Below are 14,355 nucleotides of genomic sequence, written 5' to 3'. Positions count from 1 at the left end.
CCCGAACAGCTGGCGGAAGCAGCGACCACCGTTCTGAACTGGCTGGAGAACCTCGGCCTCCACGCCCCCATCGGCTGACAACCAGCCAGGAACACCGATCCGCATCGGGTGCCGCCACCCACCCGTGCCGCCCAGCGGCACGACCAACGTCCCTCCTGACCCGGAGGTTCGTCTGGCGGCACGTGACCGGATCCCTACCAGGGCGGCCTGCGCCGAGCAGATGACCGCGAGACCCAGGCCGCCCTTCCTTTCTGCCCTGTGCATTCCCCGGGCTTACCGAATCTTCCATGAAGGGCGAAGTGCGATGAGTTCCTACCGTGTGGGCATGCTGGTGCCCAGTTCCAATACGACGATGGAGACGGAAGTCCCCGAAGTCCTGCGCCGGGTGGCGGCCGAGACCGGTGACCGGTTCACATTCCACTCCAGCCGGATGCGGATGAAGACCGTCAGCGCGGAAGAACTCGCCGCGATGAACGCGGACTCCGACCGCGCGGCGATCGAGCTGGCCGACGCCGCGGTGGACGTGATGGCCTATGCCTGCCTGGTCGCCATCATGTCCCAGGGCCGCGGCGTGCACCGGGAGATCGAGAAGCGGCTGACCCGGACCGCGGCCGACGCGGGTGCGCCGGTGGACGTCGTCTCCAGCGCGGGGGCGCTCATCGCCGGCCTGGAGCACCTCGGGGCGCGCAAGGTGTCGATCGTCACCCCGTACATGAAGCCGCTGACCGCACTCGTCGCCGACTACATCGAGGCCGAGGGCATCGAGGTCCAGGACGCCATCAGCCTTGAGGTCGACGACAACCTCGCCGTCGGACGCCTCGACCCGGCGAACCTGCCGGACATCGTGCGCACACTCGACACCCGCGGCGCCGACGCGGTGGTGCTGAGCGCGTGTGTGCAGATGCCGTCCCTGCCCGCGATCCCCGCCGCCGAGGCCGTCGTCGGCCTGCCGGTCATCACCGCCTCCACCGCCACCTCCTGGCAGCTGCTGTCCTCGCTCGGCGCCTACGTCCCGGTCCCCGACTCCGGCGCGCTGTTCCGGGGCTGAGCCGTGTAGCGACGGAGGGGTGGGAAGCCTCGCGTCCGTTCGCGGGTCGCCCATCGCCTCCTCCCTCGCCACTGTCCCCCGGAATCCCCTTCTCTGTCGTACTCGTCGGAGGCGACCCCACCATGTCCGATTCCATCCCCTCCCTCTCCTCGCGCACTGTCGCACTGCGTAACGGGTTGAGCATCACCGTGACCGAGCAGGGAGACGCCGATGCCGCGGGCGGTAAAAGCATTCTTCTCCTGCACGGTGGCGGCGGACCGTCCACGGTCGCCGGCCTTGCGACCGCGCTGGCGGACCGCGCCTACGTGATCACCCCGACCCATCCGGGATTCGACGGCCGGCCCCGCCCCGACTGGTTCGACGACCCCACCGACCTCGCCCTGGCCTATCTCGATCTCCTCGACGCCCTCCAGCTGTGGGATGTCGTGGTCGTCGCAAGCTCGATGGGCGGCTGGACCGCCGCGGAGATGGCACTGCACGACACCCGAGGCAGACTGAGCCGGCTGGTCCTGATCAACGCGGTCGGCATCGACACCGACGGGCGCGCCGAGATCGTCGACATCAGGGAGCTCTCCCCCGCCGAGATCGGCCCCCTCGCCTTCCACGACCCCACCCTGCTGCCCGACCCCGCCACCCTGAGCGAGGAGCAACTGGTCACGGTCGCCGGCAACCAGATCGCACTGGAGATCTACGGCGGCGAGCGGTTCCATCATGACCCGAAGCTGCGCCGCCGACTGCACCGCGTCGACCTTCCCGTGCTCGTCCTGTGGGGCGAGGAGGACGGCGTCCTGCCCACCGCATACGGACGCCTCTACACCGACTCGATCCCCAACGCCCGCTTCCGCACCATCCCCAAGGCCGGCCACCTGCCCCACCTCGAACAGCCCGACCTCACCCTCACCGCCATCGAGGAATTCCTCGGCGAAAAGGCGGCGTAGCGCTTGGCCGCGTCCTGGCACGGGCTTCACGACAACCTCATGATGATGCATCAACTCAATTGAGATCGAGTCTTCCCCGAACACGCCTTCCTCCCGCCGGAGTTCCGCCATGTCCACCCCAGTCAAGCTCGCCGTCATCTACTACTCGTCGACCGGCTTCAGTGCCCAGATCGCCGAGGAGATCAGCGACACCGCCATCAAGGAGGGCGTGGAGGTACGCCTGCTCAGGGTTCCCGAGCTCGCCCCGGAGGCGGCCATCGCCGCCAACGACGCCTGGGCCACCCATGCCGCCGCCAGCGCCCACATCCCCGTGGCCGGCCCGGCCGACATCGAGTGGGCCGACGCGGTGATCTTCGGTACACCCACCCGCTTCGGGAACGTCTCCTCGCAGCTGAAGCAGTTCATCGACACACTCGGCGGTCTGTGGGCCCAGGGCAAGCTGGCCAACAAGGTCTACAGCGGCTTCGTCACCACGGCCACCACCCACGGCGGCCAGGAATCGACGTTGCTCGCGCTGTACAACTCCATCCACCACTTCGGCGGCATCATCGTCTCCCCCGGCTACACCGACCCGGTGAAGTTCAAGGACGGCAACCCCTACGGCACCTCACACACCGACGGCCAGGGCCAGAACACCATCGGCGAGCTGACCCGCAACGCCGCCCGCCACCAGGCCTTGCGCGTAATCCAGCTCACAGCCGCCCTCAAGGCGGGCCTGTCCGGCTGAAGGCCCCTGCGAACCGCAACGCCGTCAGCCAACCAGTACCTGTCCGAAGACCCTCTCGGGCTCACCGCGATATCGACGACAGATGGCCGAGTCGAGCCCACCGGGGAGAAGACCGTCCTCGCAAGGAGTACGCGATCATGTCCGCTCATTTCACGCGCCGCAGTGCCGTTGCCGCAGGCTTGGCCTTGGGCGTGTCCCTCGCGGCCACCACCCCCACGTTGGCGCAGGCAGCAACAAAGAGACTCTCGACCGACGCCGAGGACTCGGCCGGTATCACCCGGCTGCAGTGGTCTGCCGTCGCGCTCACCGCCGAGCAGTACCCGGTGATGAAGGAGTTCACCGAGAAGGCCCTGGGCCTGGCGCTGGTCTTCAGCTCGGCGGAGTTCGCCGTGTTCAGCGCGCCCGATGGCACCCTCTTCGAGCTCTACGGGCCGAAGGCTCCGCCGGCTCCCTGGCGCACCGGCACGGCCTCCGCGGCACTCGGGCTGGACGCCAGAAACCTTGCGATGGCCGGGAAAGTGCTGGAGAGGAACGGTGCACGGCGGGTCTCTCCGGTTCATGTGCTCCGCGGGGCAGGAGCAGGCGGCACCAACCTCCGCTACTGCTTCTTCCGTGCCCCCGACAACCGCGTCTACAGGCTCGCGCAGACCAATGCCGACCCCGACGAGCAGGTGTCCGAAAGCGCCGCGGGTGCCGCCGGAATCAAAGGGCTCGATTTTGGCGGTGTGTCACTGACCTCCGAGCAGTTCCCCAGGATGAAGGCGTTCGTCGAGGATGGTCTGGGATTCAGCACGCTGATCCTCGACGGGCTGGGCGACATACCCGAATACGGCATCTTCCTCGCTGAGAACCGAAGCCGGTTCGAGCTCTACGGCCCCGCGGCTCCTCAACTCCCGTGGCGGACCGGACCCACCTCCATGGCCATGGGCTTCAAGTCTTTCGATCTGGACAAGGCCATGGCGAATCTGGAGCAGAACGGCGCCGAATGGGTCACTCCCATTTTCGTGTACGACAACCGCTTCCGCTTCTTCCGCGCCCCCGACAACCGCATTTACAGCATCTCGGAGACCCCTGCCACCTGACGGCCTGTCGTCGGCGGGACGAACCCGGAGCCATGGCGTCCGGTGGCGGGCATGGTCGTCCGTGTGATGACCCTGCTTGATGCATCAACTGAATTCGAAGCGGTCACGAGCCGCACGACACGGGCGGGCAGCCCACGAGGAGAAGTCCGGCGATGCGAAATGTGACCGTAGCCCAGCAGATGGTGGACATCCTGCGCCAGGCGGGCGTGGAGCGGATCTACGGAGTGGTGGGCGACAGCCTGAACCCCGTGGTCGACGCGGTGCGGCGCACCGACGGCATCGAGTGGGTGCACGTACGCAACGAGGAGGCCGCCGCCTTCGCCGCGGCGGCGGAGGCACAACTGACCGGCAAGCTCGCGGTGTGCGCGGGAAGCTGCGGCCCCGGCAACACCCACCTGATCCAGGGGCTGTACGACGCCCACCGCTCCGGCGCGCCCGTGCTCGCGATCGCCTCGCACATCCCCTCGCACCAGATCGGCACCGGCTTCTTCCAGGAGACGCACCCCGAGCGGGTGTTCACCGACTGCAGCGACTACTGCGAGATGATCAGCACCCCCGAGCAGATGCCCCGCGTGCTGCGGATCGCCCTGCAGCGGGCCCTCGGCCACAGCGCGGTGTCGGTGCTCATCGTCCCGGGCGATGTCACGCACGCCCAGGCGACCCATCCGACCGGGAGCAGTGACCTTGTCGCCGAGCGCGGTCGCGTCGTGCCGCCGGACACCCAGGTGCGGGCCCTGGCCGAGAAGCTGAACGCGGCACGGAAGGTGATGCTGTTCGCCGGCGCCGGAGTCCGGGACGCGCACGTCGAGGTCATGGCGCTCGCCGAGAAGGCCGCCGCCCCCATCGGGCACACGCTGCGCGGCAAGGAGTGGATCCAGTTCGACAACCCCTACGACGTCGGCATGAGCGGACTACTGGGCTACGGGGCCTGCTTCGACGCGATGCACGAGGCCGACCTGGTCGTCCTGCTGGGCACCGACTTCCCGTACAACGACTTCCTGCCGCAGACGCGGACCGTGCAGATCGACCACGACGCGGGGCGCCTCGGCCGCCGTACGGTGCTGGAACTCGGCGTCCACGGCGACGTGCGGGAGACGCTGCGCGCGGTGCTGCCGCTGCTTGAGGTCAAGCGGGACCGTTCCTATCTGGACCGCAGCCTGCGCAAGCACGCCAAGTCCCTGGAGACGGTGGTCGCCGCCTACACCCGCAAGGTCGAGCGGCACATCCCGATCCACCCCGAGTACGCGGCCTCGGTCCTGGACGAACTCGCCGCCGACGACGCCGTGTTCACCGTGGACACCGGGATGTCCAACGTCTGGGCGGCGCGCTACCTGACTCCCAACGGGCGGCGCCGGGTGATCGGTTCCTTCCTGCACGGCACCATGGCCAACGCGCTGCCGCACGCCATCGGCGCGCAGTTCGCCGACCGCGACCGCCAGGTGATCTCGATGTCGGGCGACGGCGGACTCGGCATGCTGATGGGCGAACTGCTCACGGCGAAGCTGCACGACCTGCCGGTGAACACGATCGTGTTCAACAACTCCTCTCTCGGGATGGTGAAGCTGGAGATGCTGGTCGACGGACTGCCCGACTTCGAGACCGATCACGAGGCGGTGGACTTCGCGGCGATCGCCCGCGGCGCGGGCATCGAGTCGATCCGCATCGAACGGCCCGAGGACGTCACCGCCGGCCTCAAGAAGGCCCTTGCCCACGACGGACCGTTCCTGGTCGACCTGGTGACCGACCCCAACGCGCTGTCGATCCCGCCGCACATCTCCGCCGGCCAGGTGAAGGGGTTCGCCTTCGCGGCAGGTCGGACCGTGCTGGACGGAGGCGTCGGCAAGATGCTGGACTTGGCGCGCGCCAACCTGCGCAACATCCCCCGCCCCTGAGACCCGGCCACCGTGTACCTGTGAGGAAACGTCATGACTTCGACCAGCCCGGCCAGTGCCCACGGCGCGGCCCTGCTCGCCGACCCGCTGCTCAACAAGGGCACCGCCTTCAGTCCGCAGGAGCGCGTCGAACTCGGCCTGGACGGGCTGCTGCCACCGGCGACGGAGACCCTTGAGGAGCAGGCGGACCGCGCGTACGAGGCGTTCCTCGGGTACGACAAGCCGCTCAACCGGCACATCTACCTGCGGCAGTTGCAGGACACCAACGAAGTCCTCTTCTACCACCTGCTCACCCGGCACCTGCAGGAGATGCTGCCGGTCGTCTACACCCCGACGGTCGGCGAGGCATGCCGGCGCTTCAGCGAGATCTACCGCAGGCCACGCGGTCTGTTCCTGACCTACGAGGACCGGCACCGCTTCCGGGAGATCCTGCGCAACCGGCCCCACCGCGCGGTCGATGTCATTGTCGTCACCGACGGCCAGCGCATCCTGGGCCTGGGCGACCAGGGCGTCGGCGGCATGGGCATCCCGATCGGCAAACTCAGCCTTTACACCGCCATCGGCGGCATCCACCCGGCGCGCACCCTGCCGATCCTGCTCGATGCCGGCACCGACAACGAGGAACTGCTGGCCGGCGAGCACTACCTCGGCCGCAGGCGCCACCGCGTCACCGGCGCCGCATACGACGAAATGATCGAGGCATTCGTCTCCGCCGTGGAGGCCGAACTCCCCGGGACCCTCCTTCAGTGGGAGGACTTCGCCACCGCGCACGCCCGCCCGATCCTCGGCCGCTACCAGGACCGGTTGTTGACCTTCAACGACGACATCCAGGGCACCGCGGCCGTGGCGCTCGGCGCGCTGAGCACCGCCACGAAGGTCGCCGGGACGCAGCTGAACGACCACCGCATCGTGGTCCTCGGCGCGGGATCGGCTGCGATCGGGGTCGCCGACATGATCCGCACCGCACTCGTCGACGAAGGCCTCTCCTCGCAGCAGGCGGCCGACCGCTTCTGGTTCGTCGACATCGACGGCCTGCTGGTGCGCTCCCGCACCGACCTCACACCCGAACAGCGGGTCTACGCCCGCGACGACACGGAGGTACGGGACTGGGGTGCCGGTGCGCTCGACCTGGCGCGGGTGGTCGGCGAGGTGAAGCCGACGGTGCTGATCGGTTTGTCCACGGCGCACGGCGCGTTCACCGAGGAGATCGTGCGGACGATGGCCGCCGCCTGCGAGCGGCCGGTGATCCTGCCGCTGTCCAATCCGACCTCGCACGCCGAGGCGGACCCCGCCGACCTCGCCCGCTGGACCGACGGCACGGCGCTGATCGCCGCCGGTTCCCCTTTCCCGCCGCTGAAGCTGGACGGGCGCGAGGTGCCGGTGGCGCAGGCCAACAACGTCTACGTCTTCCCGGCCGTCGGGCTGGCCGTGGCCGCCTGCCGGGCCTCGCGGGTGACCGACCGCATGATGGTGGCGGCGGCACGGGCCGTGGGGGAGTGCGCGGTGCGGGCGGGCGCGGACGGGGCGACCCCGCTGCTGCCACCGCTTGTGGGCATGCGGGACGCGGCCCGCGAGATCGCGCTGGCCGTGGCCAAGGCCGCGGTGGAGGACGGTGTGGCACCCGAGGCCACGGAGGCCGAGCTGCGTGCCGTGGTCTCGGCGACGCAATGGACGCCGCGGTACGCCTGACCGTAGGAGATGTCTTGGCCGATGGGTTGGCCTTCGTGCAACTGGGTGACCCATCAACTCCTTTACACTCGCTTGTATGGATGAAGAGGTGCGGTGGTTGACGGCGGAGGAGCAGCACGCCTGGCGGAGCTTTGTCCGGTTGCATGAGCGGCTGGGGGGTCGCCTGTCGCGTATGTTGCAGAGCGAGTCGAAGCTCTCGGCCGCGGATTTCGGCGTGCTGGTCAATCTGACGGATGTGCCGGACGGTCGGCAGCGTTACCAGGATCTGGCCCGGGCGCTCGAGTGGGAGAAGAGCCGCATGTCCCACCACATCGCTCGGATGGCCGGACGAGGGCTGGTGATCCGCGAGGAGTGCCCCGAGGACGCGCGGGGAGCGTTCGTGGTGATCACGGACGCCGGGCGGGCGGCGATCGAGATGGCGGCTCCGTTGCATGTGGAGGCGGTGCGAGAGCTGTTCCTGGACCATGTCACCCCGGCGGAGCTGCGGACGCTGGCCGACATCTCCGACCGAGTGGTGGCGAAGCTGGACGAGGACCCGGCCTGAGCGGCCGCACGGGCCTTCGGCCGCGTCGGCAGGACCGGTAACCGGGCTCTTACGACTCGCATCGAAAGTGCGCGGCGTCGAGATTCCGGCTGAACGCGACAGACGCCATGGTCGTCGGACCGATTCTGGCTCATCCTGTCCGGCAGTGCCCGAGGTCCCGGACCGAGGAGGCGGGCTGAGCCTCGATCCGCATGGCGGCTTGGGGTCCGGCGGGCGGTCCCTCAGTCGAGTTGTGCCGGGGCCCGCATGAGGCTGTCCTCGATCCGGCCCAGGACCTCGAGAGCCTCGGCCTGCTCCTCGGGGCTCAGGTCGTTGACGACGCTGGCCTCGAGATCGAGCCATGCACGCTCCACTTCCTGCCGCAGGGCGTTGCTGGCGGCCGTGGGTTCGACGATGGTGGCCCGCTTGTCGCTGGGGGAGGGGCGGCGACGTACGAAGCCCGCGTTCTCCAGGCGTTGAATGGTGCGGGTCATGGTGGCGGCGTCGGAGCCGAGCAGGCGGACGAGGTCGGTCTGGCGCTGGGGGCCGCGGTCCCACAGCTGCATCATGACCAGTTCCTGGCCGGGGTGGAGGCCGACGCGGCGCAGTAGCTGCCCGGCGAGCATGCGGTGCACGCGGGCTACGCGAAAGATCGCGTGACTGAGGGGACCGGCCGCCACGGAAGGCGGCAGCGGCAAGGGGCCGTCCGCCGACGCCGTCGTCCGGGCTGCGGTCGAGCGACTCGCGTCCGCTCTCTGCGGCTGGGTCATTTCTTCCTCGCTGGGCGGTCGGAACTTGCTTGAACAAGTAGACGCTACCGCTTTGCTGGGTCTCAAACGGCTGTGACAAGGGCGGCGTTTTCCCCTGTGCTGCTGCGAGAGGATAGTCGATGTGACGTGGATCACGGGTGCGGGGGGATGGCTCCGTGCGATTTACTTGTTCAGACAGTTAACCGCGCGATCGGCGCTGGTACGTCATGGGCTGCGGGAAACGGCGGCCCGCTTGTGAGACAAGGAAATTGATTCATGTCAACGGCCTTCCAGCCCTACGACCTCAGCGGCAAGCAGCTGGCCAATCGCGTCGCGATGGCTCCGATGACCCGCAGTCGCGCATACGATGACGGGCAGTGCGTGACCGACCTGACGGCCACCTACTACGCGCAGCGGGCGAGTGCCGGTCTGATCATCACGGAGGGCACCCAGCCATCGGTGGTCGGCCAGGGCTACCCCGCCACGCCGGGCATTCACTCGGCCGAGCAGGTCGTGGCCTGGCGCAAGGTGACTGACGCCGTGCACGCCGAGGGCGGTGTGATCTACCTGCAGCTGATGCACACCGGCCGGGTCGGCCACCCGAGCCTCATGGGCCTTCAGCCGGTCGGCCCGTCCGCCGTCACGGCCAAGGGGCAGGTTTACACGCAGACCGGCCCGCAGGACTTCGTGGAGCCGAAGGAACTCACCGAGGCCGAGATCCTCGAGACGATCGCCGACTATGCCTCCTCCGCGCGCAACGCGATCGAGGCCGGCTTCGACGGCGTGGAGCTGCACGGCGCCAACGGCTACCTCATCCACCAGTTCCTCGCCCCGAGTTCCAACCAGCGCACTGACGGCTGGGGCGGTTCGCCGCAGGCCCGCATCCGCTTCGCCGTCGAGAGCGTCAAGGCCGTCGCCGAGGCCATCGGCGCCGACAAGGTCGGCCTCCGCATCTCCCCCGGAAACCCCTTCAACGACATCGACGAGTCCGACCGGGCCGACGTGGAGGCGACCTACACCGCGCTGGTCGACGCGCTCGCCCCGCTCGGCCTGGCCTACCTGCACCAGATGGAGGCCCCCGAGAGCCGCGACCTGACCATCCGTCTGCGCAAGCAGTTCCCGGGCACCTACATCCTCAACCCCTTCACCGCGCCGCAGCCCACAGGGCCGGAGGCGCTGGAGCTGATCGAGGACGGCACCGCCGACCTGATCTCCTTCGGTGCCCTGTTCCTGGCCAACCCCGACCTGCCCAAGCGGCTGGCCGCCGGCGGTCCCTTCAACGCCCCGGACCCCGCCGCCTTCTATGGCGGCGACCACACCGGTTACACCGACTACCCGACCCTCGACTGACCTTCGGCCCTCAGGCCCGCACGTGTGCCCCCGGCCAGGTGGATCTGGCCGGGGGCACACGTGCGGGTGCGCATATTTTCCTGCCCGAACAACTCATGGGTCGACAGCAGCTCAGAGGATGCAGTTCTCACCGGTCGTGCGCACGGGGACTTCGCTGATCGACAGCGCGGCGAGCGGCTGGTTGATTGTCGGCTCGTTCGCCAAGTCGGGGCCCTGTAGTGCTGCCAGCGCGGCGAGTCCGGCGCCGGACTCGTCGGATCAGGCCGGTGTCGCGTTCGGCGTGTAGCAACGCCGTGGCGTCATGTCGGTCGGCCACTTCTCGCAAGACCACGCACATGTGCGCGGACCCGGTATGGACGCTCTCGTAGCCGATGGCCCGCACCATCCCGTGCATGGTGGGTATCGGGGTAACCGTGGTACGCCGGATCTGCGGCTCGTGGCCGCGCCGGTAGGTGATCATGTCGGCGATCGAGACGAGCGGAAGTTCACGCTTCGTGGCGACCGTGACCCAATGAGTGCCTACTTGGGGTTTCGACAGCTCAGGCCGGCCGTAGCCGGAGGTGCGCCGGACTGTGAACGTGACAAGCCGCAGTGTCGCAAGGCTCGCACTGAAGGTCACGCTGCCGTGGGCACGGCTGTCGTGGACGACCACGATGGGACGTCCGGCCGCTACCGCAGCGTGGCGTGCAGAGCACTGTGGCCCGTGCCGACACGAGGAGCCGACTGCAGCGCCCCTTCATGCCTCTGTGCCGTCATCACGCTTCGGCCACCCTGCGAGCGCAGCCGGCGAGAACGTCATCCGCGATGGCCCCGACGGTCGAGAAGACATGGTCGTGGTAGACCAGCGGTGAGCGCTGGTCTATCTCGGCGTGTTCGACGGTTCCCAGCACGACCACGTGGTCGCCGCCGTCGAGAAGTCCGCTTGTCCGGCATGCCAACCAGACGGCAACGCCGGGCAGCCGCGGCAGTCCCGCGTCGGGCCGCCAATCCACCGACGCGAACTTGTCGGGACTCTTCTTACTGAAGTTGGCCGCGAGCACCTTCTGGTCACTGGCCAGCACGTTGACACCGAAGCGCTCGGCGCCCCGCAGTTTGGCCAGCAGCTCCGACTGCCGGTCCAGGGCGACGGAGATCATCGGTGGATCAAGCGACAGGGAAGTGAACGCGCCGACGGTAGTGCCGTGCGGCCGCTCCTCCGAGATCGCCGTCACGACGACGACAGGGGTCGCAACCTGAGACATGGCAGCACGAAACAGGTCGGGTTCGACCATGACGCCTCCTTGAGTGATGGTCGATTCTGTCTACAGAATGGACCCTTAACCATGCGTTCACAAGCCTAACTTCGTGCCGAATCACCTTGACGCTAGTTGAATCTGTCGACAGAATGCTGAACGTCGGCACACGGACCGAGTAAACGCAGGGGCTATGACGATGGTCGAACGATCACCAGACTCGCTGACAGCAGCAGAGCCCGAGAGTGGGGCGGGTCAGGGAACTGTCACCCTCGACGCGGTTCACGACCTGCTGCGCAACCGGATCCTGCACGGTGAGCTCCCGCCAGGATCGGTCGTGTCCCAGGCTGATCTGTCCCGGGACCTGGGGGTGTCCCGCTCCCCGATCCGCGAGGCGTGCCGGCTGTTGGAGAGAGAAGGGCTCGTGGTCTCGCGGCACAACCGCCGCGTCCAGGTTGCCGACTTCTCAATGGAGGACCTGGAGGAGCTTTACGCCTCGCGGCTGGTGCTGGAGCCGCTGGCGCTGACCGTGCGTGTCCCGTCTCTGAAGGCGAGGGAACTGGATGAGATGGCCACGGCGCTCGAGGAGATGCGGCAAAGCGCCGAGCAGCGCGACTACGACCGGTTCAAGGCTCCGCACGACCGGTTTCACTCGGTCCTCTACTCGGATACAAATGGCCGGTTGCTGCGGCAGATCAATCAGTTGTCCGATCACGCGAGCCGGTATCGCCGCGTCTACATGACTCAGTCACCGAGCGCCTGGGACGTGGTCCTAGGGCACGACACCAGAATCCTGCAAGCGGTGTCCCGAGGGGAAGCCGTTGCCGCCGGTGCGGAGTTGGCCCGACACCTGGCTGCCACAGCGCTGTCGATGATGGCGCTGATGGATCCGCTGCACGACCCACGCCTGCTGCGTGCAGCGCTGCACCAAGCCTGTCACAGCGAGGAAGGAACGAGATGAGTGATTCGGAACCGACCACCTACGAGCGGTCGACGGTGAGCTACGAGACGGCTCGACGACTGCTCGAGGCCGCTGTCGGGAGCGCACGCGAGGCCGGTATGCCGGCGGCCATCGTCGTCAGCGATGTCGCCGGTGAGCCGATCGCGATCGCGCGCACGGACGGCGCCGGCCTGCTGCCCTTGAAGGTGGCATCCGACAAAGCCTGGACGGCCGCCAATGCCGGTGCTCCCACCGAACAGGTGCACGCCTTCATCAGTTCGGACCCAGGGGCGCTGGTGTCCATGCCGACAGTGCCCAGGTTCAGCTCGGTCGCCGGCGGTCTTCCCATCACCGGCGGCGGTCGCGTCATCGGTGCGATCGGGGTGAGCGGCGGCGCCAGCGCTCAGGATGCGGCCGTGGCCAGCGCCGCGCTTGACGCCCTCGGGGAGCTGTAGAGATGTTCGGCGTCAACTGGCGAACGTCGCCACGACAGTACGATGTTCGGGTCGAGCGTCATGTGCGCATCGTGATGGACGACGGCGTCGAGATCGACGCGCAGGTGTTCCGGCCGGACTCCGACGGCCAGTTCCCTGCCCTGCTCGGGGTGCACGCCTACGACGCTGCCATGCAGAGCGCGCACTCGCACCCTCGCGCGATGAGGCTGGCGAACGCTCAGGCGGAGGCCGGCGACCCCTACTTCTACGCACGGCGCGGATACGTCCATGTGATCGTCAACGCGCGCGGGACCGGCGCCTCGGGCGGCCGCTACTCCCACTACGGACCGCGCGATGTCGACGACATCGTCGCCGTCATCGAGTGGATGGCGGCCCAGCCGTGGTGCACGGGCGGTGTCGGGATGTTCGGCGTGTCCTACTTCGCCGTAGCGGCGAAGCAGGTCGCGGCCCGCAATCCGGAACCGCTCAAGGCCGTGTTCTCGCCGTTCGGGTACACCGATTTCTATCGTGACAAGTTCTACCACGGGGGCATCCTCGCCCGGAACTTCGTCACGTCGTGGACCAAGCAGCTGGCCAACGTCGAGGTCGACGGATGGAGCAAGAAGGCGCTCGGCGAGGAGGAGTACGCCCGCCGGTTGGAGGAGCTGCGCGCAGACCCGGACATCACAGCGGTGCCCGAGCTCGCGGCCGCGCTCGCCGCGCCGGACACGAATGCGCACCCGTTGATCGTCGACGTGTTGATGAACTCGGTGGACGGCCCCTACTGGCACGAACGCAACCCCGACCTCACGGCCATCCGGGTGCCCATCGTGCTGGGCGCCTGCTGGGGCATGTACGGATTGCACCTGCCCGGCGAGTTCCGGGCATGGAAGCAGATCGACGCACCCAAGAAGTTGATCGTCGGGCCGCCGATCTACCTCGACCGTCCGGTCTACCAATACGCCGAGCAGTCATTGCGCTGGTTCGACCACTGGCTCAAGGGCAACGACACCGGTTACCTCGACGAGCCGCCCGTGCAGTTGTTCCTGCCCGGCGACGACGGCAAGGGCTCCTGGCGCGACGCCCACGAGTGGCCGCTGCCGAAGACCGCGTGGCACAGCTTCTACCTTCACCGCGAAGGGCTGCTGTCGGAACACGAGCACTGGCCGCGCGAAGGCGCGTCCGGCTACGAGGACAACATTTACAACGGCCGTGATGCCGTCACCTTCACCACGCCCCCTCTGGTCGAACGCACCGAAATGGTCGGGCCGGCGACCGCGACGGTGTACGCGGCCACCACCGACGACGAGTTGCTGCTGTTCCTCTCGTTGTGGATGGTCGATGCCGACGGCAGCCGCCACCTGCTCACCCGTGGCTGGCTCCGTGGAACTCTGCGCGAGGTGGACGAGGCCCGATCCGAACCCTGGCTTCCCGAGCACCCCTACACCAACCCCGAACCCGTGACACCTGACGCGGTGCACCGTTACGAGATCTCGCTGTCCCCGACCGCCTACGTGTTCACTCCCGGCCAGCGTATCCAGCTTCAGGTCAGCTCCTCCGACCTCGAGCGTCCCGAAAGGTTCGTCGATGTGGTCGGTCAGGGCCATCTGCTCAGGCGCAGTCCCTCCTGGGTCAGCATCCTGCACGATGCCGAACACCCGTCAGAGCTGATGCTTCCCATCACCGATGGCAACCGCATCGGTACCTACATGTCCGCCGGAACCGCCACTTCCGTAGAAATCCCCTGACCT

13 protein-coding genes are annotated in these 14,355 nt (G+C 68.0%); 11 read left to right on the top strand and 2 right to left on the bottom strand.

Annotation, left to right across the window (positions count from 1 at the left end):
- Positions 1 to 325: 325 nt before the first annotated feature.
- The 7 genes from ACFYO2_RS41865 (at position 326) to ACFYO2_RS41835 (ending at position 7,920) form a co-directional block, all read left to right on the top strand.
- Entirely contained in the window at positions 326 to 1,048 is a 723-nt protein-coding gene (locus ACFYO2_RS41865; RefSeq protein WP_388360587.1) for an Asp/Glu racemase, read from the top strand.
- Positions 1,049 to 1,170: 122 nt separating this feature from the next.
- On the top strand, positions 1,171 to 1,986 hold the full coding sequence (locus ACFYO2_RS41860; protein WP_388360584.1) for an alpha/beta fold hydrolase: 816 nt from the start codon (positions 1,171 to 1,173) through the stop codon (positions 1,984 to 1,986).
- Positions 1,987 to 2,095: 109 nt separating this feature from the next.
- Entirely contained in the window at positions 2,096 to 2,713 is a 618-nt protein-coding gene (wrbA, locus tag ACFYO2_RS41855; protein ID WP_388360581.1) for an NAD(P)H:quinone oxidoreductase, read from the top strand.
- 137 nt (positions 2,714 to 2,850) lie between these two features.
- Positions 2,851 to 3,795 (top strand): VOC family protein, encoded by a 945-nt coding sequence (locus tag ACFYO2_RS41850; protein WP_388360580.1) that lies wholly within the window; start codon positions 2,851 to 2,853, stop codon positions 3,793 to 3,795.
- Positions 3,796 to 3,947: 152 nt separating this feature from the next.
- Complete coding sequence (locus ACFYO2_RS41845; RefSeq protein ID WP_388360577.1) at positions 3,948 to 5,687, top strand: pyruvate dehydrogenase; 1,740 nt, start codon at positions 3,948 to 3,950, stop codon at positions 5,685 to 5,687.
- 33 nt (positions 5,688 to 5,720) lie between these two features.
- The gene (locus tag ACFYO2_RS41840) at positions 5,721 to 7,376 is read left to right on the top strand and encodes an NAD-dependent malic enzyme (protein WP_388360574.1); all 1,656 of its coding nucleotides are present in this window, start codon (positions 5,721 to 5,723) and stop codon (positions 7,374 to 7,376) included.
- A 76-nt stretch (positions 7,377 to 7,452) separates the two neighbouring features.
- A complete protein-coding gene (locus ACFYO2_RS41835) occupies positions 7,453 to 7,920 on the top strand; it encodes a MarR family winged helix-turn-helix transcriptional regulator (RefSeq protein WP_388360572.1) in 468 nt (155 codons plus the stop codon).
- Positions 7,921 to 8,141: 221 nt separating this feature from the next.
- Here the strand turns inward: ACFYO2_RS41835 and ACFYO2_RS41830 are convergent, their stop codons facing one another.
- Positions 8,142 to 8,669, bottom strand: coding sequence for a MarR family winged helix-turn-helix transcriptional regulator (locus tag ACFYO2_RS41830; RefSeq protein ID WP_388360569.1), 528 nt, complete (start codon positions 8,667 to 8,669; stop codon positions 8,142 to 8,144).
- Positions 8,670 to 8,924: 255 nt separating this feature from the next.
- Between ACFYO2_RS41830 and ACFYO2_RS41825 the strand changes: the two genes are divergently transcribed.
- Entirely contained in the window at positions 8,925 to 9,998 is a 1,074-nt protein-coding gene (locus ACFYO2_RS41825) for an alkene reductase (protein ID WP_388360567.1), read from the top strand.
- Positions 9,999 to 10,753: 755 nt separating this feature from the next.
- Here ACFYO2_RS41825 and ACFYO2_RS41820 read toward each other — a convergent pair.
- Complete coding sequence (locus tag ACFYO2_RS41820; RefSeq protein WP_388360564.1) at positions 10,754 to 11,269, bottom strand: flavin reductase family protein; 516 nt, start codon at positions 11,267 to 11,269, stop codon at positions 10,754 to 10,756.
- A gap of 154 nt (positions 11,270 to 11,423) precedes the next feature.
- Here ACFYO2_RS41820 and ACFYO2_RS41815 point away from each other — a divergent pair, with 154 nt between their 5' ends.
- The 3 genes from ACFYO2_RS41815 (at position 11,424) to ACFYO2_RS41805 (ending at position 14,352) form a co-directional block, all read left to right on the top strand.
- A complete protein-coding gene (locus tag ACFYO2_RS41815) occupies positions 11,424 to 12,191 on the top strand; it encodes a GntR family transcriptional regulator (protein WP_388360562.1) in 768 nt (255 codons plus the stop codon).
- Positions 12,188 to 12,625: a heme-binding protein gene (locus ACFYO2_RS41810; RefSeq protein ID WP_388360559.1), complete on the top strand. Its 438-nt coding sequence runs from the start codon at positions 12,188 to 12,190 to the stop codon at positions 12,623 to 12,625. The genes ACFYO2_RS41815 and ACFYO2_RS41810 overlap by 4 nt, the downstream gene beginning before the upstream one ends.
- 62 nt (positions 12,626 to 12,687) lie before the next feature.
- On the top strand, positions 12,688 to 14,352 hold the full coding sequence (locus ACFYO2_RS41805) for a CocE/NonD family hydrolase (RefSeq protein ID WP_388360556.1): 1,665 nt from the start codon (positions 12,688 to 12,690) through the stop codon (positions 14,350 to 14,352).
- The last annotated feature ends 3 nt before the right edge of the window (positions 14,353 to 14,355 follow it).

The sequence above is a fragment of the Streptomyces sp. NPDC006602 genome, assembly GCF_042870385.1.
Lineage (GTDB): Bacteria > Actinomycetota > Actinomycetes > Streptomycetales > Streptomycetaceae > Streptomyces.
The sequence above is the reverse complement of the archived record's forward strand: the minus strand, read 5'-3'. Positions and strand labels throughout refer to the sequence as shown.